Annotated in this window: 19 protein-coding genes; 12 read left to right on the top strand and 7 right to left on the bottom strand. The window is 40.7% G+C overall.

Features of this window, described 5'->3' with window-relative positions:
- Positions 1–43 precede the first annotated feature (43 nt).
- From rimP to BUB77_RS21980, 9 genes are all read left to right on the top strand, one after another.
- The gene (gene rimP / locus BUB77_RS22020; RefSeq protein ID WP_073279169.1) at positions 44–511 is read left to right on the top strand and encodes a ribosome maturation factor RimP; all 468 of its coding nucleotides are present in this window, start codon (positions 44–46) and stop codon (positions 509–511) included.
- Between the two features lie 86 nt (positions 512–597).
- Positions 598–1,650 carry a transcription termination factor NusA gene (nusA, locus tag BUB77_RS22015; RefSeq protein WP_073279168.1) on the top strand — a complete coding sequence of 351 codons (1,053 nt, stop codon included), beginning with the start codon at positions 598–600 and terminating at the stop codon, positions 1,648–1,650.
- A 6-nt stretch (positions 1,651–1,656) separates the two neighbouring features.
- Entirely contained in the window at positions 1,657–1,932 is a 276-nt protein-coding gene (gene rnpM, locus BUB77_RS22010; RefSeq protein WP_073279167.1) for an RNase P modulator RnpM, read from the top strand.
- Complete coding sequence (locus BUB77_RS22005; protein WP_073279166.1) at positions 1,916–2,299, top strand: L7Ae/L30e/S12e/Gadd45 family ribosomal protein; 384 nt, start codon at positions 1,916–1,918, stop codon at positions 2,297–2,299. The genes rnpM and BUB77_RS22005 overlap by 17 nt, the downstream gene beginning before the upstream one ends.
- Positions 2,300–2,317: 18 nt before the next feature.
- On the top strand, positions 2,318–5,689 hold the full coding sequence (infB, locus tag BUB77_RS22000; protein ID WP_073279165.1) for a translation initiation factor IF-2: 3,372 nt from the start codon (positions 2,318–2,320) through the stop codon (positions 5,687–5,689).
- A 253-nt stretch (positions 5,690–5,942) separates the two neighbouring features.
- Complete coding sequence (rbfA, locus tag BUB77_RS21995; RefSeq protein WP_073279164.1) at positions 5,943–6,338, top strand: 30S ribosome-binding factor RbfA; 396 nt, start codon at positions 5,943–5,945, stop codon at positions 6,336–6,338.
- Between the two features lie 33 nt (positions 6,339–6,371).
- On the top strand, positions 6,372–7,325 hold the full coding sequence (locus BUB77_RS21990) for a DHH family phosphoesterase (RefSeq protein WP_073279163.1): 954 nt from the start codon (positions 6,372–6,374) through the stop codon (positions 7,323–7,325).
- Positions 7,326–7,342: 17 nt separating this feature from the next.
- On the top strand, positions 7,343–8,251 hold the full coding sequence (gene truB / locus BUB77_RS21985) for a tRNA pseudouridine(55) synthase TruB (RefSeq protein WP_073279162.1): 909 nt from the start codon (positions 7,343–7,345) through the stop codon (positions 8,249–8,251).
- A 202-nt stretch (positions 8,252–8,453) separates the two neighbouring features.
- Positions 8,454–9,440 carry a bifunctional riboflavin kinase/FAD synthetase gene (locus BUB77_RS21980; protein ID WP_073279179.1) on the top strand — a complete coding sequence of 329 codons (987 nt, stop codon included), beginning with the start codon at positions 8,454–8,456 and terminating at the stop codon, positions 9,438–9,440.
- Positions 9,441–9,514: 74 nt separating this feature from the next.
- Here the strand turns inward: BUB77_RS21980 and pdxR are convergent, their stop codons facing one another.
- From pdxR to BUB77_RS21960, 4 genes are all read right to left on the bottom strand, one after another.
- The gene (gene pdxR, locus BUB77_RS21975) at positions 9,515–10,948 is read right to left on the bottom strand and encodes a MocR-like pyridoxine biosynthesis transcription factor PdxR (RefSeq protein WP_073279161.1); all 1,434 of its coding nucleotides are present in this window, start codon (positions 10,946–10,948) and stop codon (positions 9,515–9,517) included.
- 29 nt (positions 10,949–10,977) lie between these two features.
- Positions 10,978–11,367: a MerR family transcriptional regulator gene (locus BUB77_RS21970; RefSeq protein ID WP_073279160.1), complete on the bottom strand. Its 390-nt coding sequence runs from the start codon at positions 11,365–11,367 to the stop codon at positions 10,978–10,980.
- A 109-nt stretch (positions 11,368–11,476) separates the two neighbouring features.
- A complete protein-coding gene (locus tag BUB77_RS21965; protein ID WP_073279159.1) occupies positions 11,477–13,180 on the bottom strand; it encodes a sensor histidine kinase in 1,704 nt (567 codons plus the stop codon).
- The gene (locus tag BUB77_RS21960) at positions 13,174–14,283 is read right to left on the bottom strand and encodes a response regulator (protein WP_073279158.1); all 1,110 of its coding nucleotides are present in this window, start codon (positions 14,281–14,283) and stop codon (positions 13,174–13,176) included. The genes BUB77_RS21965 and BUB77_RS21960 overlap by 7 nt, the downstream gene beginning before the upstream one ends.
- A gap of 216 nt (positions 14,284–14,499) precedes the next feature.
- On the opposite strand from BUB77_RS21960, the gene BUB77_RS21955 reads away from it, so the two are divergent.
- The 3 genes from BUB77_RS21955 (at position 14,500) to BUB77_RS21940 (ending at position 18,249) form a co-directional block, all read left to right on the top strand.
- Positions 14,500–16,197 (top strand): extracellular solute-binding protein, encoded by a 1,698-nt coding sequence (locus BUB77_RS21955; protein WP_073279157.1) that lies wholly within the window; start codon positions 14,500–14,502, stop codon positions 16,195–16,197.
- A 245-nt stretch (positions 16,198–16,442) separates the two neighbouring features.
- Complete coding sequence (locus tag BUB77_RS21945) at positions 16,443–17,345, top strand: ABC transporter permease (protein ID WP_073279155.1); 903 nt, start codon at positions 16,443–16,445, stop codon at positions 17,343–17,345.
- A gap of 13 nt (positions 17,346–17,358) precedes the next feature.
- Positions 17,359–18,249, top strand: a complete 891-nt coding sequence (locus tag BUB77_RS21940; RefSeq protein ID WP_073279154.1) for a carbohydrate ABC transporter permease — start codon at positions 17,359–17,361, stop codon at positions 18,247–18,249.
- Between the two features lie 318 nt (positions 18,250–18,567).
- Here the strand turns inward: BUB77_RS21940 and BUB77_RS21935 are convergent, their stop codons facing one another.
- The 3 genes from BUB77_RS21935 to BUB77_RS21925 all read right to left on the bottom strand — a co-directional run bounded on the left by BUB77_RS21935 (position 18,568) and on the right by BUB77_RS21925 (position 21,540).
- Positions 18,568–19,566 carry a glycoside hydrolase family 130 protein gene (locus BUB77_RS21935; protein WP_073279153.1) on the bottom strand — a complete coding sequence of 333 codons (999 nt, stop codon included), beginning with the start codon at positions 19,564–19,566 and terminating at the stop codon, positions 18,568–18,570.
- 117 nt (positions 19,567–19,683) lie between these two features.
- Positions 19,684–20,607, bottom strand: a complete 924-nt coding sequence (locus tag BUB77_RS21930) for a carbohydrate ABC transporter permease (RefSeq protein ID WP_207650855.1) — start codon at positions 20,605–20,607, stop codon at positions 19,684–19,686.
- A gap of 51 nt (positions 20,608–20,658) precedes the next feature.
- On the bottom strand, positions 20,659–21,540 hold the full coding sequence (locus BUB77_RS21925) for an ABC transporter permease (RefSeq protein WP_242962566.1): 882 nt from the start codon (positions 21,538–21,540) through the stop codon (positions 20,659–20,661).
- Positions 21,541–21,870: the final 330 nt, after the last annotated feature.

The following is a 21,870-nucleotide window of genomic DNA, read 5'->3' as shown; positions in this document are numbered from 1 at the left end:
ACGAAAGTCCACTCTTTGTATTTATAGAAAGGTTTAGGTGAAGATGACAAAGAAAGAAGACTATGAACTGAAGACAGAGCAGCTGCTGGAGCCAATCATATCCGAGCATCAGTTTGAATTAGTGGATGTGGAATATGTAAAGGAAGGAAGCAACTGGTATCTTAGGGCTTATATTGATAAAACGGGTGGTATCACCGTTGATGACTGTGAGTTAGTCAGCAGGGCATTAAGCGATTTATTGGATAAGCATGATTTTATACCGGATGCCTATATTTTAGAAGTCAGCTCACCGGGCCTTGGCAGACAGCTTAAGAAAGAAAAGGATTTTAAGAGAAGCCTTGGTGAAGAAGTGGATGTAAAGCTTTATAAGGCAATCGAGAAGCAAAAGCAATTTACAGGCATATTACAGGCTTACGATGAAGAAAAGATAACCCTGGAATTTGAAGAAGGCGAGACCATGGATATCCCAAGACAGAACATTTCTTTAATACGCCTTGCATTTGATTTTTAATTATTCCCTAAAAAGTGAAAATTGTATTTTGATTTTCACAAGTATAAAACCCTAATAGAAGGAGAAAAGAGGAGGATTCACAGAAAATGAACGGTAACAAAGAGTTAATTGACGCATTAAATCAGATAGAGAGAGAAAAAGATATCAGTAAGGAAATTCTGTTGGAAGCCATGGAAAACTCATTGGTAGCTGCCTGTAAGAACCATTTTGGTAAGGCGGATAATATCAAGGTTAATATAAACAGAGAAACAGGAGCTGTAAATGTCTACGCAGAAAGAGAAATCGTAGAAACCGTAGCGGACCCTGTTACCCAGATCAGTGTTGTGGAAGCAAGATTAAAGTTTCCCAGGAATGATATCGGCGACATCGTTAATGTGGAAGTAACTCCTAAGAATTTTGGACGTATTGCTGCCCAGAAGGCAAAGCAGGTAGTCGTACAAAAAATCCGGGAAGAAGAAAGAAAAGTATTGTATAACCAGTATTACAGTAAAGAAAAAGATGTAGTAACCGGTATCGTACAGCGCTATGTAGGAAATAATGTAAGTATTAACCTTGGAAAAGTGGATGCTGTCCTTACGGAAAATGAGCAGGTGAAGGGAGAACATTTCAGACCTACGGACCGTATCAAATTATATGTGCTGGAAGTAAAGGATACCACCAAGGGACCGAAGATAACAGTTTCCAGAACTCACCCTGAATTGGTTAAGAGGCTGTTTGAAGCTGAGGTTGCGGAAGTAAAGGACGGAACCGTAGAAATCAAGAGCATATCAAGAGAGGCCGGTTCCAGGACCAAAATAGCAGTTCACTCCAACAATTCGGATGTTGACCCTGTGGGAGCCTGTGTCGGTATCAACGGTGCCAGAGTAAATGCGATTGTAAATGAGCTCAGGGGAGAAAAAATCGATATCATTAACTGGAGCGAGGACCCTGCCATTCTCATAGAGAATGCTTTAAGCCCTGCCAAGGTAGTGGCTGTTTCCGTAGACGAGCCGGAAAAGAGCGCCCGTGTTATTGTACCGGATTACCAGCTTTCTCTGGCAATCGGCAAGGAAGGGCAGAATGCCCGCCTGGCTGCGAGATTAACCGGCTTTAAGATTGATATCAAGAGTGAGACCCAGGCTGACGAAATTGGATGGTAAAAGGAAATGGCAGCAGTAAAGAAAATTCCCCAGCGGCAATGCATTGGCTGCGGTGAAATGAAAAATAAAAAAGAAATGATCCGTGTTATAAAAACACCGGAGGATATTATAATGCTTGATGCCACAGGCAAAAAGAACGGAAGAGGCGCATACCTTTGCAAATCGGAAGAATGTTTTGTAAAGGCAATGAAGAGCAAAGGTCTGGAAAGGTCCTTGAAAGTAAATATTCCCGGAGAGGTGTACGAGGAATTGAAGAAGGAGCTGAATGGACTTGGCATATGAAAACAATAGCACAACGACAGAACAGAATATTGAAAAAAAAGTATTTTCTTATATTGGCTTAGCAGCAAAAGCTGGAAGGCTCTCAAGCGGTGAATTTATGACCGAAAAGGCCGTAAAGGAAGGAAAGGCAAAGCTTGTTTTGGTTTCCGCCGAAGCGTCGGATAATACAAAAAAGATGTTTTCCAATATGTGTACTTACTATAAAGTGCCGATTTACTTTTTTGGTGATAAGACAAAACTCGGTCATGCTATTGGAAAAGAATTCAGGGCTTCCCTGGTTCTCTTAGACAAAGGTCTGGCTGATATGGTAGAAAAGCAACTGAACATGTTAAAGAATGATTCAAGCGGCGAAAGCTCTGAGTCATGATAAGTGGAGGTAGTAAGTATGGCAAAAATCAAAATATATGAACTGGCAAAAGAATTTAATATACACAGCAAGGATATTGTAGGCTTTCTAAATGATAAAGGTGTGGATGTCAAAAGCCACATGAGCAGCATTGATGATAAGGAGATTAACATGGTAAAAGGGCATTTCGCTCCCCAGTCAGGTCAGACTGGTCAGACTGAGAAAAGCAGTTCCGTAGCAGCAACAGCATTGGCGGCGGAAAATAAAGAAAAGAAGGCGGAAACTGCACCGAGTAACCAGTTTAACAAATCTCAGACAGCTTCTGTGGATGGTGGACAGAACACACAAAGAACCGGTTTTACAGAGCATAATAATAGTACACAAGGTTCCCGTGGTTCCTATCAAGGACAGAGAAACGACAGAGATGGTTATAACAACAGGAATAATCAGGGACAAAGACCGGACGGAAACCAGAGAAATTACAACGATAACTCAGAAAGACGTCCTCATCAGCAGGGGGTAAGGCAAGACCAGGGACAAAGACCGGAAAGAGAAGGCTTTACCAGAGCTCAAGGAGCTCAAACACAGGGAGCTCAAGGGCAGGGAGCTCATGCTCAAGGACAGGGCACTCATGCTCAGGGATCCGACAGACCTCCTTATCAGAGACAGGACCAGGGACAGAGGGCAGATAGAGAAGGCTTCACTCGAGCACAGGGTGCTCATAATCAGGGTCAGGGACAGAATACACCTTACCGCCAGGGAAATCAGAATAATCAGAACCGCCCTTACGGCGAAAATCGTTCACAGGGACAGTATGGACAGCAAGGAAACGGCGGAAGACCTCAGAATGACAGAGGGGGCAGTAACCAAGGTTATTCAGCAGGCGGAGCAAACCGTCCTTACGGAAACAATTCCTATGGAAATAATAATCAGGGACAGTATAACAGAAACAATAACGGTGGTACCGGCCAGGGACAGTATAACAGAAACAATAACGGTGGTACCGGCCAGGGACAGTATAACAGAAACAATAACGGTGGTACCGGCCAAGGGCAGTATAACAGAAATAATAACGGAGGCACCGGCCAGGGACAGTATAACAGAAACAATAATGGAGGTACCGGTCAGGGGCAGTATAACAGAAACAGTTATGGAAGTACCGGTCAGGGATATAACAGGAACAATGATGGAAGCGGCCAGGGATATAACAGAAACAATGATTCTCAGAACAGGCCATCAGGAAACGGACAGGGAAGACCTTACTCAGGAGGAGGAAGGCCAGCAGGGAATGGGAATGGCAATGGCTACCGCCCCTATAATGGAAACTCTTCTAACCGTAACAACGGCCAGTCCTCAGATAACAGAGGCTATGACAGATTTGGCGGCATGAATAAGGATAAAGATGACACCAATGATAACAGAAGGAGAAGTACTGGAAACAGAACGGATTCCACTAAGAAGTTCGATGGACCTATTGGAATGTCAAGAAGTGATTCTGTAAGCGTTAGAAACAGCAGAGTAAATAAAAATGCTAAAAATACAAAGAACAGCTATGAGAAGGATTTCCATAACGAGAACAATGACGAAATCAAGCTGCCTAAGAAGGGCCAGTTTATTAAGCCAAAGGCTGTTCAGCTGGAAAATAAGGAAGATGAGATTAAGACAATTATTCTTCCGGATATACTAACCATAAAGGAACTGGCAGATAAGATGAAAATGCCGGCAGCTACCCTTGTAAAGAAGCTGTTCCTTTCCGGCAAGATGGTCTCCATTAATCAGGAAATCACCTTTGAAGAGGCAGAAGAAATTGCCATTGAGTATGAAATCATTGCAGAGCATGAAGTAAAAGTGGATGTCATCAAAGAGCTTTTAAAGGAAGAAGAAGAGGATGCCAGCACACTTGTAAAGAGACCTCCTGTTGTCTGCGTAATGGGTCATGTTGACCATGGTAAGACTTCTCTTTTGGATGCTATCAGAGAGACCAATGTAACCTCCCATGAGGCAGGTGGTATCACCCAGCACATCGGAGCTTATGTAGTGGAAGTAAATGGTGAGAAGATAACCTTCCTGGATACACCCGGACATGAAGCCTTCACCTCCATGAGAATGCGTGGTGCCCAGTCTACTGATATTGCAATTCTGGTAGTTGCGGCAGATGACGGTGTAATGCCTCAGACAATAGAGGCCATCAGCCATGCAAAAGCAGCCGGTATACAGATTATCGTTGCAATCAATAAAATTGATAAGCCCAGTGCCAATATTGAACGTGTAAAGCAGGAATTAACGGAATATGAGCTGGTAGCAGAAGATTGGGGCGGTGATACCATATTCGTTCCCGTGTCTGCACACACCAAGGAAGGTATTGAACAGCTTCTTGAAATGATTATCCTCACATCAGAGTTAGTAGAATTAAAGGCTAATCCGGACAGAAATGCCAGAGGTATTGTAATTGAAGCAGAGCTTGATAAGGGAAGAGGCCCTGTTGCTACCGTTCTTGTACAGAAGGGAACCCTTCATGTCGGAGATTCCATTGCAATCGGTTCTGCCTATGGTAAGGTAAGAGCGATGATGGATGATAAGGGAAGAAGAGTAAAGGATGCGGCTCCTTCCACTCCCGTAGAGATTCTTGGGTTAAATGAAGTACCCGATGCAGGAGAAATCTTTATAGCAACGGATACCGAAAAAGAGGCAAGGGCCATTTCAGAGACCTATATCTCCCAGGGCAGAGAAAAGCTGTTGGAGGATACCAAAGCAAAGCTTTCCCTTGACGGATTATTTTCTCAGATTAAAGCCGGCAATATAAAAGAACTGAACATCATCATAAAAGCAGATGTTCAGGGTTCGGTAGAAGCTATGAAGCAAAGCTTGTTAAAGCTAAGCAACGAAGAAGTAGCGGTCAGAATTATACATGGTGGTGTTGGTGCTATCAATGAATCTGATGTTAACCTTGCCAGTGCTTCCAATGCCATTATCATAGGCTTTAATGTAAGGCCGGATAATGTGGCAAAGGATAAGGCTGAAAGTGAAAAAGTAGATTTAAGACTTTACCGTGTAATATACAATGCAATTGAGGATGTAGAATCCGCAATGAAGGGAATGTTAGAGCCTATCTATGAAGAGAAAGTCATTGGCCATGCGGAAGTAAGGCAGGTATTTAAGGCCTCCGGTCTTGGTATAATAGCAGGTTCCTATTGCCTTGACGGTAAGATTCAAAGAGGCTGCTTTTCCAGAATATCCAGAGAAGGCGTGCAGATTTTCGAGGGCAACCTGGCTTCCTTGAAGCGCTTTAAGGATGACGTGAAAGAAGTAGCAGCAGGTTATGAATGCGGTCTGGTATTTGAAAAATTCAATGATATCAAAGAATTTGACCAGGTAGAGTTTTATATTATGGAAGAAGTTCCAAGAAAGTAATAAGGTAAAATACTGCGCCATGGGGAGATTAGAAAGAATAGAATCCTTATGGCGCAAGCCTTAAGAAAGAAAATAGGGACATTTAACTAAGAATCCGGATTTTATAAATGTAAGACAGAAGTATCCAGGCTGAAAGTGCATGGGGAAAGAAATAAGGGAAATAGTAATAGTAGTACTACCTTAAAAGATTTATTAAATCATGGGAAATGACCTATAAATATTTCAAGAGGCAAAATCCAAGAGAGAGGTTTATATGAGGAAAAACAGTATCAAAAATACAAGAATCAATGGTGAGGTTCAAAGAGAATTAAGCCAGTTAATAAGCAGAGAGATAAAGGATCCGAGAATTCAGCCTATGACCTCTGTGGTCGCGGTGGATGTGGCACCGGATCTAAAGCATGCCAAGGTATATATCAGTGTGCTTGGTGATGAACAGGTACAAAAGAATACACTGGCCGGTTTGCGCAGTGCGGCTCCTTATATGAGAGGGCAGCTGGCTAAATCAATTAATTTGAGAAACACCCCGGAATTAATCTTTATCATAGACCAATCTATCGAATATGGTGTCAATATGTCCCATCTGATAAATGAAGTTACAAAAGATTTACAGGAAGACGGCAAAGAAAGTGACGATTCTATGACAGAATAGATGGCAATTGATAAAAGCAGGGAGGTATGGTGAATGGATTTACTAAAAGAAGTGGGGAATGTTAAGAGTATTGGAATAGCCGGGCATATGAGGCCGGATGGGGACTGTGCCGGTTCCTGTCTGGCCCTATACCGTTATTTGAGCCGGATTAATAAAGAGGCACAGATTGACTTTTATCTGGAAGAGATACCGGAAAAGCTTCGGATTACGGAAGATTCGGACAGGGTATTACAAAACAGTGATAATAAGAAAGAGTATGATGTTTTCATTTCACTTGACAGCGGAAGCTCCGACAGGCTGGGATTTGCGGAAGAATATTTTAAAAGTGCAAAAAAGTCCATAAATATCGACCACCATATCAGTAACACTAATTTTGCTCAGGTAAATTATGTGGTGGCAGACGCCAGTTCGACCTGTGAGGTCCTTTATGAGCTGATGGATAAAAAATATATTGACCTTACTATTGCAAAGGCCCTCTATATGGGTATCATACATGATACAGGCGTGTTTAAGCACAGCAACACCACAAAGAGGACCATGGAGATAGCAGGAAGCCTGATTGAGCTGGGAGTTCCTTTTTCGGAAATGATTGATGAGACCTTCTACCGGAAGGATTATCATCAGAACCAGGTGTTAGGAAGATGTCTTTTAGAGAGCATTCTTCTGCTTGACGGAAAATGTATTGTATCCTCAGTCAGCAAAAAAACAATGGAATTTTATGAAGTGGAATCCACAGACCTGGACGGAATTATTGACCAGCTTCGAATAACGAAGGGAGTAGAAGTGGCCATACTGATTTATGAAACGGATTTCCGTGAATATAAGGTAAGTATGCGCTCCAACGGCGTAGTAGATGTCAGAAAGATTGCCGTATACTTCGGCGGCGGCGGACATATCATGGCAGCAGGCTGTACACTTCACGGTACCCTGCACGATGTTGTCAATAATCTTACGCCTCATATTGAATTTCAGCTAAAAAACAGTTAAGGAACAGGAGCATTTGGTTGATAAACGGAATTATTAATGTATACAAGGAAAAAGGTTATACCTCTCACGATGTTGTGGCTAAACTTCGGGGAATATTAAAGCAGAAGAAAATCGGACATACTGGAACCCTCGACCCTGATGCAGAAGGGGTCCTGCCGGTCTGCCTCGGCAGCGGAACAAAGCTGTGTGATATCTTAACGGATAAGAGCAAGACTTACCGGGCAGTATTGCTTCTTGGAACAACTACGGATACCCAGGATATTACCGGTAAGGTATTGGCAGAAAAACCGGTAGCGGCAGGAAAAGAAGAGATACTTCATGCCATTTATTCTTTTCAGGGCCCCTATGCCCAGATTCCGCCCATGTACTCTGCCCTTAAGATAGAAGGAAGACGCCTTTATGAATTAGCCAGAGAAGGAAAGGAAGTTCCAAGGGAAGCCAGAAATGTTGAAATACATAGCATTACGGTGGAGGAATTAAATATGGAAACCAAGGAGGCGGTTATAGTAGTGGACTGTTCCAAGGGAACCTATATCAGAACCCTTTGCCATGATATTGGTGAAAAGCTTCTATGCGGAGGCTGTATGAAGGAGCTGACAAGAATACGGTCAGGGGAATTTGAGCTAAGCAAAAGCTTGAAATTAGAAGAGATAGAAGAGAAATACAGAGAAGATGTGCTGAGTGAACATATTATTCAAGTCCCGGACATGTTTCCCGATTATACAAAAGTAACGGTGAGGAAAGAATTTGAAAAGCAGCTTTATAATGGGAACTTCTTAAACATAGATCAACTTGAGCAGAAAATACCGGATTTGTCTGATATGACAGATAAAGTCCGAATCTATGACGGAGAAAACAATTTTATCGGTATTTACAAGTATTGTCCGGACGAAGGGATGATAAAACCCTATAAAATGTTTTTATAAAGCACGATGGGAGCAAGTGTGAAAGAAAAACGCTTTCACACTCCATTATTTATGGCAGTACCGCAGACAGGCCTGCGGTATGCAATGGGAGCAAGAGTGAAAGAAAATAACGTATTTGAAAGGATGCCACTTATAGATTCTTTCACTCTTTTTATTTGTGGCAGTATCGCAGGCTTACCTGCGATATGCAATGGGTATAAATATGGAATATATAGCAGGAAGAACAGATTTTCATCTGGAAAAAAGTGCGGTTACCCTGGGAAAGTTTGACGGGCTGCATTTAGGCCATCAGCTATTGCTGAATAAAATAACAGAGCAAAAGAAAAAGGGATTAAATGCAGTCGTATTTACCTTTCTCTATCATCCTGTAAACCTGCTTTCAGATAGAGAAATGGAATTAATCTATACGGAAGAGGAAAAACAGCACATACTTGAGGAATACGGAGTGGATGTTATGATTTCCTTTCCGTTTACGGAAGAAACAAGGTCCATGGAGCCGGAAAAATTTATTGAAGATATCCTGATTCATAAAATGGATGCAAAATACATTGCAGTGGGCTCTGATTTCTGTTTTGGCAGGAATCGAAGAGGAAATACAAAGATGCTGGAAGAATACGCATCTGTATATGGTTATGAACTTGAAATCATAGAAAAGAAGAAGTATGAAAGAAAAGAGCTTACTACCGCAGACCAATCTGCGATATGCAATGGGAGCAAGTGTGAAAGGAAAGAAATCAGCAGTTCCTGTATCAGAGAACAGATCGGGAAAGGAAACATGGAGAAGGTAATAAAGCTTCTTGGCAGGCCCTTTTCTGTGAGAGGAGAAGTCCTCCATGGAAGAAAGATCGGAAGAACAATAGGCTTTCCCACTACCAATCTGTTACCGGATAAGACGAAGCTGCTGCCGCCGGATGGAGTGTATATTACCCTTACGAATATTGACGGGCAGGAGTATCCCGGCATTACCAATATCGGACATAATCCTACAGTAGGAGTGACTCCCGAGAAACGGGTGGAAACCTACCTTTTTGATTATGACAATGACCTTTACGGGAAGTTTATTCAGGTATCCTTCTTAGAGAGAATGAGGGGAGAGGAAGTATTTCATTCCCTGGATGAACTGAAAGCCCAGATGGATAAGGATTTGGCTTATGGCAGGAAGTACTTTCATAAAGAGGTTGAGATATAGGTCAAGAATCTGTGAAAAAGCATTGTTGAGTTGATATTACTTTGCTTCTTTATGCTCACAGCCTGCCTGTTCCTCTACACTGTTAAGATATCTTTTAAGACCTCATATAAAGCAAGAGTCCCCTTTTTAATTTCTTCTTCTGATAAATTGGCATAGCCAAGAAGAATTCCCGGCAGGGTACCGGTATTAGGTGTTATATAATGCCTGTTTAGGCCATAGAGCCTGATACCGTTGCCTGCGGCCAGGTCAAGCAGCTCTTTTTCCGTAAGGGAAGTCTTAAAATAAACCACCAGATGGAGGCCGGCATGTTCCCCTTCTATGATAATCCTGTCATGGAAGATTTTTAATGTCTGCAGCAGGAGGTCGTGTTTATTCTTATAGAGAGTTCGGATTTTATTAAGGTGGCGCTCAAAATATCCGTCTGACAGAAAGTGGGTTATGATATACTGGTCCACTCTGGAGACGGTTGAAGAGAACATACCCAGATGTTTTTTATATAGTATTAGCAGCTCCTCGGGCAGTACCATGTATCCGACACGGATGGCAGGAGCAATGGCTCTTGAAAAAGTACCAAGATATATAACCTTACCCAGGGAATCCATACCTTTAAGGGCAGGTATCGGCTTTCCCTTATAGCGGAATTCGCTGTCATGGTCGTCTTCAATGATGTAGCGTTCTCTTTTCAAGGAAGCCCAGGAGAGAAGCTCCTGCCTTCTCTTGACAGGCATTACCACACCAAGAGGGTATTGGTGGGAAGGTGTTACATATACAATATCAGCCTTTGTTTTAAAAAGGCTGTCAACGCAGATGCCATTCTGGTCCAGTTCTATGGGAAGTACCTCAAACTGCATTCCGGTAAAAATCTCATAAGCTCTTTTATAGGTTGGGTTTTCCATTGCCATAAGGGCGGGAGCGGTATTTTCTGCTTCGAACTTTTGCCAGAAGAACAGCCTAGAGAGCAGGAGCAGAAGATAATCTGTTCCTGCGCCTACTATAATCTGCTCCGGAGAGCAGATAACACCCCTTGAGCTGTAAAGATATCCGGCGATGGCAGTACGCAGAGCCTCGTCTCCTTTGCTGTCGCCTAATAGAAAAAGCTCGTTGTTGTATTCGTTCATGCAGTCCTTTGACAGTTTTCTCCAGATATTATATGGGAAGCTGTTGATATCAATAGCAAAGGGAGAAAAATCGTAATGAAAGGATTTTTTCTCCTCTTTTTTTTCTTCCTTTTTGGATACCGGCATTAGAGGAATAGAAGCAAGAGCAGAAATAGCGGCCACATAAAAGCCGCTTTTGGGAATCGCCTCGATATAACCCTCTGACACCAGCTGGGAATAGGCCATATCTACCGTATTGCGGCTGATATTTAAATGGGCAGCCAGGCTTCTGGCAGAAGGAAGCTTATAATGCTCGGAGAGCCTGCCGTCTTTGATTTCATTTTTTATATAGGAATATATCTGTTCGTACATAGGAACAAAGGATTCAATGTCTATGGGGATTGAGAGCATGGAGTGCCTCCTTGGAATATTTACGGCTGTTATACAGCATCCTGCTTATCACCGTCTATATGGAAAATTCCTATTTCTTTGTAATGATTGATTTTATAATTTACTGTGCTCAGGCTGTTCTGCAGTTCATTCATCTGCTGCAGAATGTGCTCCTTGTGCTCCAAAAGCATTTCTTTGCGGTTTTCTGCAGTTTCTTCCCCCTTAAGGCAAAGGTTCATAAATTTTTTCACATTATCAATAGACATTCCGGAATTCTTAAGACAGCAGATTAAACCAATCCAGGCGATATCGTTATCGGAAAATTTACGGATTCCAGAAGGAGTACGTTTTATTAAAGGAAGGAGCCCTTCCTTGTCATAGTAACGCAGGGTATAGATGGATAGGCCGGTCCTGTCCGAGACTTCTTTAATCGTGTACATAGGATTAATTCCTCCAGTTATTGTACTTACAAGAACATTTCCTTAACCATAACACAATCAGCAGGCAGTGTCAATCTGCTGCAATCTTGAATTTCCAATCGGAAGTATCTCAGAACGAGACTGGCAGGTTGGGGACATCCGCCATTATCCGTAATATGACACTGGTTCCAACCCCCACGGTGCTGGTATAGGTTAAACCATATGTCTCTCCATAGTATAACTGAACTCTTTGGTGGACATTTTTTATGCCATATCCGTTACTGTCATTGGATAAAATATTCTGGCATTTTTCTTTCGACATACCACATCCGTTATCCATGACACGGAACACAAGGTCATCTTCTTTATAAGCATACACAGTTAAAACCTTCTTATCAGAGGTAAGCTTGTAATCCAATCCATGTAATATGGCATTTTCAACAAGGGGTTGGATCAGGAGATTTGGCATCTTATAAGGTAAAACCCCATTATCAATTTCGTAAACAACTTCGAAAGAATCAGAGCGCATAATACGCTGGATATCTATATAGGAGTATATGTTATTCAGCTCATCCTTTACTGTAGTTAAACTATTTCCTTTATTAACCGTGGTTCGGTAGAATGTGGACAGCAGCTGTGCCATCCTGCTGATATCCTCCTGCCCGGCTAAAATGGCCTTACTGTTGATCAATGACAAGGAGTTGTAAAAAAAGTGAGGATTGATTTGAGCCTGAAGAGCCTTAAATTCATAGTCCTGTTGGACAATACGTCCACGTAGTACCTCATTAATAAGGTATTTTAGCCGTTCCACCATGTGGGTAAATGTCTGTATCAGTATTCCGATTTCATCGGTGGAATCAGAAAATACGGTAATCTCTAAGTTATCCTGTTCAATGAGCTTCATATTGTTAGAAAGCTCTTTAATGGGACGGAAGATAGCCGCAGAAAGAAGCAGGCTGAAACCTACAATAATAATAGCAATAAGCAGTACAGCTAAGATAACAAAGAAAGCTATCTGTTTTGCGGGGGCGGTCACTACAGAGGTCGGGCGGTACAGGTACAATGTCCATGGAACAGAGGTCAAAGACCGGAATTCTATTACATAATTCTCATAGAATGTTTTGGAATCTGTTTCCGGAGTATCTGCGATATTTAATTGGTCCTGGCTCTTACCCTTACCCTTGTCATAGCTAAAAAGCAGTGCTTGATCTTTCTGTTTTAACATCACGCCATAAGAATCACTATAAAGGGATTCCAAGGAACCTAGAAGTGCCTGGGAATCAATGGTGAAGCAGATAAGATTGGTAAAGGAGCTGTCATAGTAAAAAATCTTATATATCAGATATAATTTTTTATAATCGGCAGAAAAGGTAAAGGTTGGAGAGGTGAAGGAGCTGCTTGCTGAATACCATTCCTGTTTTTTAGCCTTCGAAAGAGGGAGTAAAATGTTGCCGTGGGGATTGAGGGAAGTATCAGAATAGATTGTTATGGATTTTACTGTCTTATCAATGGAAGGTACTGATGTTACTATCGGATCAATTACGTCCCGGTATGCCAGATACATATCGAAAACGGCAGTATAATGACCGGATAAGACAGAGCGGACACCCTTATTCCAGGCGATCATCTGAATAGAAGAGAGATAACTGTTCAGCCTATTATCCATGCTCTGGATTTCCTGCTCTAATAGCTTGTTTAAGGAGGAGGTTTCTTTATCAATTGCCTGCTCATGCATAAAATAATAGGAAAAGGAGCCGATTAAAATAACCGGTATCAGTCCTATGAGCAGCAGAATCAATAGAATCTTATATTTATAACTCATATTCTTTAACATGGTTCCATACCACCTCTGTTCAAACGGTATTTTTCCGGTGACTGTCCGCGTTCCTCTTGAAAGATCCTGCAAAAATAAGGAATATTGGAATACCCGATAGCTTTTCCAATATCTGAAATCTTCATGTTTGTGGTCAAAAGCAATTCCCTGGCCTTTTCAATGCGTATATTCCGTATGTAATGATTCAGGCTGGTTCCGGTAGTCTGGGAAAACATAGTGCTCAAATATTGAGGACTCAGATACACTTTATCTGCAAGGCAGCTTAAGCTTAAGTCTTCCATGTAATGGGTACGGATATAATGCTTAACTAACTGAACCGGTTGATTTGCATTTTGGGAATCCTGCTGCATCTGCACCAGCACTATTCGTAGATATTCTTCAATACAATTCCTGATTTCACCAAAATTTCGAAAGGTATATATTTTTTCTGTGATTTCATGAAAATCCAGTTCATTGGAAGAAAGATAACTTGTTAAGTATTGCAATATGGAGGTACATAAGTATCGGATATAAATATGGGAAATGCTGGTGGCATTCTGATATTTTTCTAATAAATGTGTAATACTTCCTTCTAAATTGCCTGGATTCTTTAATGAAATTGCCTGTTCAATATCGGAAAGAAGTTTAGAATCCTCCACGTCGCTTTCAGAAAAGTCCGGGGCTTCCGGCGGATTTTGTATATAAAATTTTTCTTTTATGCTGTTCTCATAGGAAGCATATGGATTTTCCCTATGTTCTAATTTTCCCATGACTTTTTCCAGGGTTTCCTTTAATTCCAAGGGATTGACAGGCTTTAATATATAATTTTCTGCGTGCAGGAAAAGTGCTTTTTTTGCATAATTGAAATCATCATGACCACTAAAGAAAATAATCTCAATGTCCGGATAGAGTTCTCTTGCCTTTGAAGCCAGTTCCAGACCATTCAAAAGCGGCATCTGAATATCGGTAAACAGGATATCGATTGGTTGACTTTTTAGAATGCTATATGCCTCCATACCGTCACTTGCGGAAAGCATTGTAAGATCGATATTGAATTTTTTCAACAGAAAAAGGATGACTTTCCGTTCATCCTTTTCATCATCCACGATTAAAATATGGTACATTGTTACCTCCTGAAATTATATGAGCCGATAGCTGCTTCATTAACCATAGTATAGCATAGGAAAGTTTAAAATCTCAACTTCAATTCATAAGTGAAGAAGATAGTGCAATAAATCTGAAAATATTAATATTGTTCAAGTTTTGGGTAACCGCTATACTTAAATACAAAGAAATGATCATTTCGGGGGAGCAGTAAAACAAAAAATTGGAGGAAATGTATGAAAAAAAGAGGATTAAGAAGCAAGTTACTAAGCATTCTGCTAACTGGCTGTATGGTAGTATCCTTGGCAGCATGCAGTAGTCAAAGTAATCAGAAAAATGATTCATCAAAGAAGGAAGGAACAGAAAGCGGAACAAACAGTAAAGCGGATAAATACGAAGTTACTTTGGGGAGAATGACAACTGCAAACCCGAAATTGCCGGATGGAGATACTTATGAGGATAATGCATATACTCGTTGGGCAGAAGAAGTTTTGAACATTGACCTTAAAGATGCGTTTGAAGCAAATGGTACAGATTATGATACACAGATTTCCCTTGCACTATCCTCCGGAGAATTACCGGATATGATGACAATAAGAAATCAAGCGGTATTAGAAGAGATGGTAGACAATGATTTAATTGCTGATTTGACAGAGGTGTGGAATAAGTATGCCAGTGATACTTTAAAGGAAGCAGTTGATTCCTTTGATGGAAGAGCATTAGACAGAATTACTTTTGACGGTAAAATCATGATGCTTCCGGCTACAGATCCGGATCCAGGACCAACAGAAGCATGGATTAGAAGTGACTGGTTACAGGAGTTGGGGATTAAAGTGGACGCAGATCATAATCATATTATAACATTAGATGAACTTAAGATGATTGCAAAAGAGTTCTTAGAGAAAAATCCTGGAAAGGCTCAGAATCCGGTAGGAATGGCATTTACACCCAATTTAACCGGTGACGACCCTTCAAGCGCAAATTCTATAAATGCAGTTACATCTGCTTTTGGTGCATATCCAAGAACATGGATGAATGACAATGGACAGGTGTCATATGGTTCTACTTCAGAGCCAATGAAGAGTGCACTTTCGTTGGCGGCCGATTGGTTTAAGGAAGGTATCATTGATCCCCAGCTTGGTACAAGAACGTGGGATGACATCACATCTTTACTTACCAATGGACAAATTGGTATTGTATTTGGACCGTGGCATATGCCGGACTGGCTGCTGAATAATGTTCGTGAATTAGATAAAAATGCCACCTTCGAGGCTTATGCCATTGAAGATGAAAAGGGCAAGGTAAATACGAAGCATATTAACCCTGTGGTTGGAGGTGTTGTTGTAAGAAAAGGCTTTAAGCATCCGGAAATTGCAATACAGATTGCAAATATGTTCTATGATACAATGAAATATAAACCGGAAGAAGTAGCAAAGTATCCAGAAGTAGAAAATTACATCAACAATGCTGTAGATGGAACAGCGCGTCCATTTAATATAGAGATAAGCTCTTCAACCTCTTTGCTGGACGATTATGCGGATATCGAAAAAGGTGTAAAGGACGAAATCAAGATCGAAGACGCAAGAACGGTAGAATCCCAAAATGTAATCAAAAGTGTAAAGGCCTATTTGGCCGATTCAGCAAATGCTGCTACTGCGGACTGGGCAAGATATCATTCTCGTATGAAGGGAATTGGATTAATACAATCTATGACGGAGTCAAATACGATTAACTTTATCACACCGGTTTTTCCTGTGGAAACAGCCACTATGAAAACCAATATGGCTAACCTGAATAAACTGGAAGAGGAGACTTTCCTTAAGATAGTGACAGGAGCCACTCCTGTAGATTCTGGATTCCAGGATTTTGTTTCACAATGGAACAAGCAAGGCGGAGAACAGATTATAAAAGAAATTCAGGACCAAATTAAATAGTGAAGTTCATATGGGGCTGCTGCAAAAAAAAGCTCTGCGGAGTATAACCTGCCTCACACACCGGTTGACCGACAGCTGGCATGATTTGTATGCTAAAATCGTACATAATATGTTCGCGTATAGCATTCAAATCATCTGTCTGTCAAACAGTGCATTATGGCAAAGTTATACTCCGCAGAGCATCATTTTGCAACAGCCCCTTAAATTCAGGTTGTATGATTTTACCTTAGAAGCAGGAGGAAGACATGAATAAGAAAAGCAGATTAAGCTGTACAGGAAGAAGCTATCACTTAATGATGATTCCGGGAATGGTTTTCTTAATTATATTTAGTTATATCCCTATGATTGGAATCATTATGGCTTTTCAGGATTTTATTCCGGCAAAGGGACTTTTTCATTCGAAGTTTGTAGGATTAAAGCATTTTACCTATATGTTTCAACTGCCGGATATCTGGAAAATTGTAAGAAATACGATGGGTATTGCCTTGGGTAAGATTATTCTGGGAACCATTGTTGCCATTGCATTCTCTATTCTTTTGAATGAAATCCGTATAAAGTTCTTTAAAAAGACAGTTCAGACAATAGTATACCTTCCTCACTTCCTATCCTGGGTAGTTCTTGCCAGTGTAGTTGTCAATATGTTTAATCTGGATGGCAGTATCAATCAGATTTTAGCTGGCTTTGGAATGGAAAAAATTAATTTTCTGGGAAGCAACAAGATCTTCCCCGGACTTATGGTGGGAACCGATGTTTGGAAGGAGTTTGGCTATAGCTCTGTTATATACCTTGCTGCAATTACGGCTATTGATCCGGGGCTGCATGAAGCGGCAGCTATTGACGGTGCCTCTTGGTGGAAGAGAGTGTGGCATGTTACCCTCCCCGGTATGATGCCCATTATCTTATTGATGGCTGCAATGAGCCTTACCAGTATCTTAAGTGCTGGATTTGACCAGATTTTCAATCTTTATTCTCCGATGGTGTATGAAACAGGTGATGTTCTGGATACCTATGTTTACCGGATTGGTCTGGTGGGAAGACAGTACAGCTTTGGCTCTGCAGTTGGTTTGCTGCGTTCTCTGGTTGGCATGATATTACTTCTGAGCGCAAATGGTCTGACGCAGAAATTTACTGACAGGAAGATATTTTAGGAGGTATATCCGGATGGATAATAGAAGCTTTTCATCAAAGGTTCGAAATATTATAATTTATGCGGTTGTGTTTCTTTTGGGAGTAATGTGTTTGCTGCCCTTATGGAATATCGTTGCCATATCCTTTAGTAGTGGTGCAGCAGTATCTGCCAATAAAGTAGGTTTATTGCCAATCGATTTTACTTTGGCAGCCTATAAGAAAATAATAGGTGACAATCAATTCTGGCGTTCCTTTGGAATCTCCGTAATAAGGGTTTTCTTTGGAGTGCTGTTAAATGTTTCCCTATGTGTACTAATGGCATATCCCCTTACGAAAACTAAAAGGGAGTTTAAGGCTCGCAATATTTATATGAATTTATTGATTTTTGCCATGTTATTTAACGGTGGTATGATTCCCAGCTTTATTTTAGTGAAAAATCTTGGATTGCTAAATTCCATATGGGCACTTATTTTACCTGGAGCATTGCCTATATTTAATGTAATTCTTGTTATGAACTTCTTCCTTGGAATACCAAAATCCTTAGAGGAAGCAGCTGTTATTGACGGTTCCACACCAATTCAGGTACTTACAAAAATTTTGGTTCCCTGTGCGAAGCCCAGTATTGCAACGATTGCCCTGTTTAGTATAGTTGGAAACTGGAATGACTTCTTTGCAGGATTAATTTATATACAAAAAGTAAAAAATTATCCGATTATGACCTACATACAATCCTTACGTGTTGACATGCAGGAACTGCTAAGGCAAAGTACTTCCAGCGCAGCATTGGGCAATGCCGCTGAATTATCCAATAAGAACTTGAATGCTGCCAAGATTATGGTAGCAATTATACCATTATTGCTGATTTATCCGTTTCTACAGAAATATCTTATCACAGGTATGGTAATGGGGTCAGTCAAAGAGTAGAGGGTGGGCTTGTTGTATGAGCATTACCATTTGGAATGAGAAAGAAAATTCGTGGTGTAAAGAAGCAGTACAAATTCAATAAAAAACTGCCGGATAAATGAGTTTAGAATTAATCCGGCAGATAGAACAGATAGAAGGACAAGTGTGAAAGAAAAGCACTTTCACACCCCATTATTTATGGCAGTACCGCAGACTTGTCTGCGGTATGCAATGTGAGCAAGTGTGAAAGAAAAGCACTTTCACACCCCATTATTTATGGCAGTACCGCAGACTTGTCTGCGGTATGCATTGGGAGCAAGTATGAATGTAATAAATTTTCTAGGAAAGGCAAAGGGCAATTAAATCATCGACATTAGCAATTGCCAGGCATTCCACCGTGTCGGAGGCACCGTAATAAATTTTGACCTCACCGTTTTCTTCTAAAATCATACCACCCGGAAATATAACATTTGTTCGGTAACCTTCCTCGGTTTCATATCGGGTTTCCGGTGCAATTAACGGTTTTTTGTATAAGCCGATTATTTTAGAAGGATCATTCAGATCCAATAGCATGATTCCTGCACAATACCGTTTCTGCCATTTTTCTTCCCAGCCGTTTTTCCCTCTTGTCCAGTCAATATCCACAGAATGGAATAAGGTAAGCCATCCGGCTTTTGTCCTGATTGGGGGGGCTCCCGGACCCGTTTTATCATTGGCATAGGGAACATCCTCAACTGCTAATAAGAGCCTTGTACCGCCCCAATAACGAAGATCCGGTGAGAAGGAAATCCAGGTATCAAAGCGGTCGATTCCGCCTCTTGAATAAACGGGAAAGGGACGTTCTAAGCGTATATATTTTCCGTTTATTTTTTCCGGAAAGAGAACCATATTCCGGTTATCCGGAGCAGTTAAGGACAGCACTTCGATACTTTTCAGGTCTTTCGTAACAGCAATTCCACCCCGGACACCATGTCTGGTATCTACGGCAAAGCAAAGATAGCATAAATCTTCAATTACGGTCAGCCTGGGATCATAAACTCTGGTTACATCCGGGTCATGGATATCTGCCGCTGTTAAAAAGGGTTCCTTGTTTACTTCCCATTTTATACCATCATCACTGAAGGCTAATCCGATAAAGCATTTATGAAAGCCGCCTTTCCCGTTATAATCATAATCATTGCGGAATGCCATAACATACTTATTCTTGTATTTTACTACTCCGGCATTAAAGATGCACTCAGCCTCATAGGGCATATCCCTGGCACTTAAAACCGGTTCACCGGCGTTTACTCGTGTTATTACAGAGCTGGATTTTAGTTCCGGTAACAATATACTCATTTTAATTCACCCGACGGGCGGCTGCCCGTATCACCAAAAAGTGAAGTTTGAATTCCTTCCTTTATGGCAATCCTTTCTTTTTTATATCGTATTTTACATATATGGAATCCGGCTATTTCATCCTTTTACAGAACCCACTAATAAGCCCTTGGTAAAGTAACGCTGCATAAAAGGGTAGATACATAATATTGGAAGCACGCAGACAATGATGGTGGCCATTTTTAAGGTATAGGGATTAGTCAGGGAATCCGCCGCGGTGGACTGATTTGCCAGTGCCATACCGTCATCTACTACCATTTCACGTAAAACCAGCATTAAAGGCCATAAGCTTCGCTTTGAGGTATATATGATTGCATTAAAGTAGGAGTTCCACTGGCTTACTACATGGAAGATTACAAAGGTTGCAATGGCCGGCTTGGACAGGGGAACAATAATTCTCCATAACACCTGAAACTCGTTGGCCCCGTCTATATAAGCCGACTCTTCCAGACTGGCAGGGATACCGGATATAAAGTTCTTCATTAAAATCAGATTATAGGCTCCAAGACATCCGGGCAGAATTAAAGCCCATATGGTATCATATAAATAAAGACTGCGGATAATATAAAAATTCGGTATCAAGCCTCCGTTAAAAAACATGGTAAAGGTAATCAGAGCTAAGATAACATTTCTGCCTTTTAAATCTTTTTTAGACAGGGGATATGCTGTTATGCACAGCAATATGATATTTAATAGGGTTCCGGCTATAGTAATGAATATGGTTACCCGGTAACCGGAATAGATTAACGGCAAATGCAGCAATTTATAATAGGCCGATAAATCAAGTTTACCGGGAATTAGTTTAAGCGGGTTTTCCAGATATTCCGCATAGGGAGTAATGGAAATGGCAAATACATATAATATGGGATATAAACAGATAAGGGCGAAAACGGTCACTGTAACATAGACAAAGATCTGATACAGAATATCTATGGGAGTCATGTTTTTCAGCCGAACTGCAAAATTACGTTTCTTTTTAATATGTATCGATTCTTTTTTCATAAATAAAAGCCTTCCTTTTCTTTTTCGATAGGTTAAATAGACGAACCTCCATTACCAAATTCCTTCTTCTCCCATTTTACCTGCGATTTTGTTACTTGCTAACAGGAAGATGATACCGATAACGGAAGTAAACAAGCCTACCGTTGTGGCAAAGGAATATCTTCCGCCAAGGAGTCCAAGCCGGTAGGTATAGGTTTCAAATACTTCGGATACGCCAAGATTTTTGGAATTCTGGAGAATAAAAATCTGTTCAAAGCCATTATTCATAATACTCCCCAGCCTTAAGATCAGCATAATTACAACGGTAGATTTAATACAGGGCAGTGTAATATATCTCAGGCATTTTAGCTTATTGGCCCCGTCAATTCTCGCCGCTTCATATAAATCACTGGAAATTCCGGTAATTGCCGCAAGATAAATAATGGTGCCCCAGCCGGAATCTTTCCATATACTTGTTAGTATAACAATGGGTTTGAAATATTTATCCTCTGCCAGGAAGAAAATTGGTTCACCGCCGAAGGACTGTATTAAAATATTGATAATACCGCTGACCGGCGATAAGAAATTGATCAGAATACCGCCAATGACCACCCAGGAAACAAAATGAGGAAGGTAGAACAGAGTCTGCATCACCTTCTGGTATTTTGAACTTTTTATGTCGTTGAGCAGCAAAGCCAAAAGTATCGGTATGGGGAAGGTAAATAAAATTCTTAATAAACTTAACAGAATGGAATTCGTAAATACCGAATAAAAATTATCCAATTGAAACATATATCTGAAATTCTCTAATCCGATCCAATCACTGCCCCAAATCCCCTTCTTAAAACTAAAATCCTTAAAGGCAATCAGGATTCCATACATTGGTGCATAATTAAATATTAAAAAATAGATGGAAGCTGGTATCAACATAAGATAAAGATACCGTTTCCTCAAAATATAATTCCATAGACTTCGATTTTTCGAGGTTATGGAAATTTGACTCGTTATAGGAACAGAGTCTGCAGTTTTTTTAAACATACCCATAAGTCATCCTTTCTGAATTACAATTTTGTCATCATTATAGGCGGGTAAAAAAGTCTGGTAAATAGAAATAATGCTTGCAAATAACATAATCTTAAGGTACTGGCAGCGGTTACATAATAATAAAAGATATCTAATCTGAAATAAAACTGCGATGCAAAAGTGTTATGGATTTTTTTTATGTTATTGAATAATATTTTAACCACTTTTATACTGAAGGTAGTATCAATTACCGGAAGAGTC

Origin of the sequence: Anaerocolumna jejuensis DSM 15929 (genome assembly GCF_900142215.1) — a bacterium.
Classification (GTDB): Bacteria; Bacillota; Clostridia; order Lachnospirales; family Lachnospiraceae; genus Anaerocolumna; species Anaerocolumna jejuensis.
This window is presented reverse-complemented; position numbering and strand designations above follow the sequence as displayed.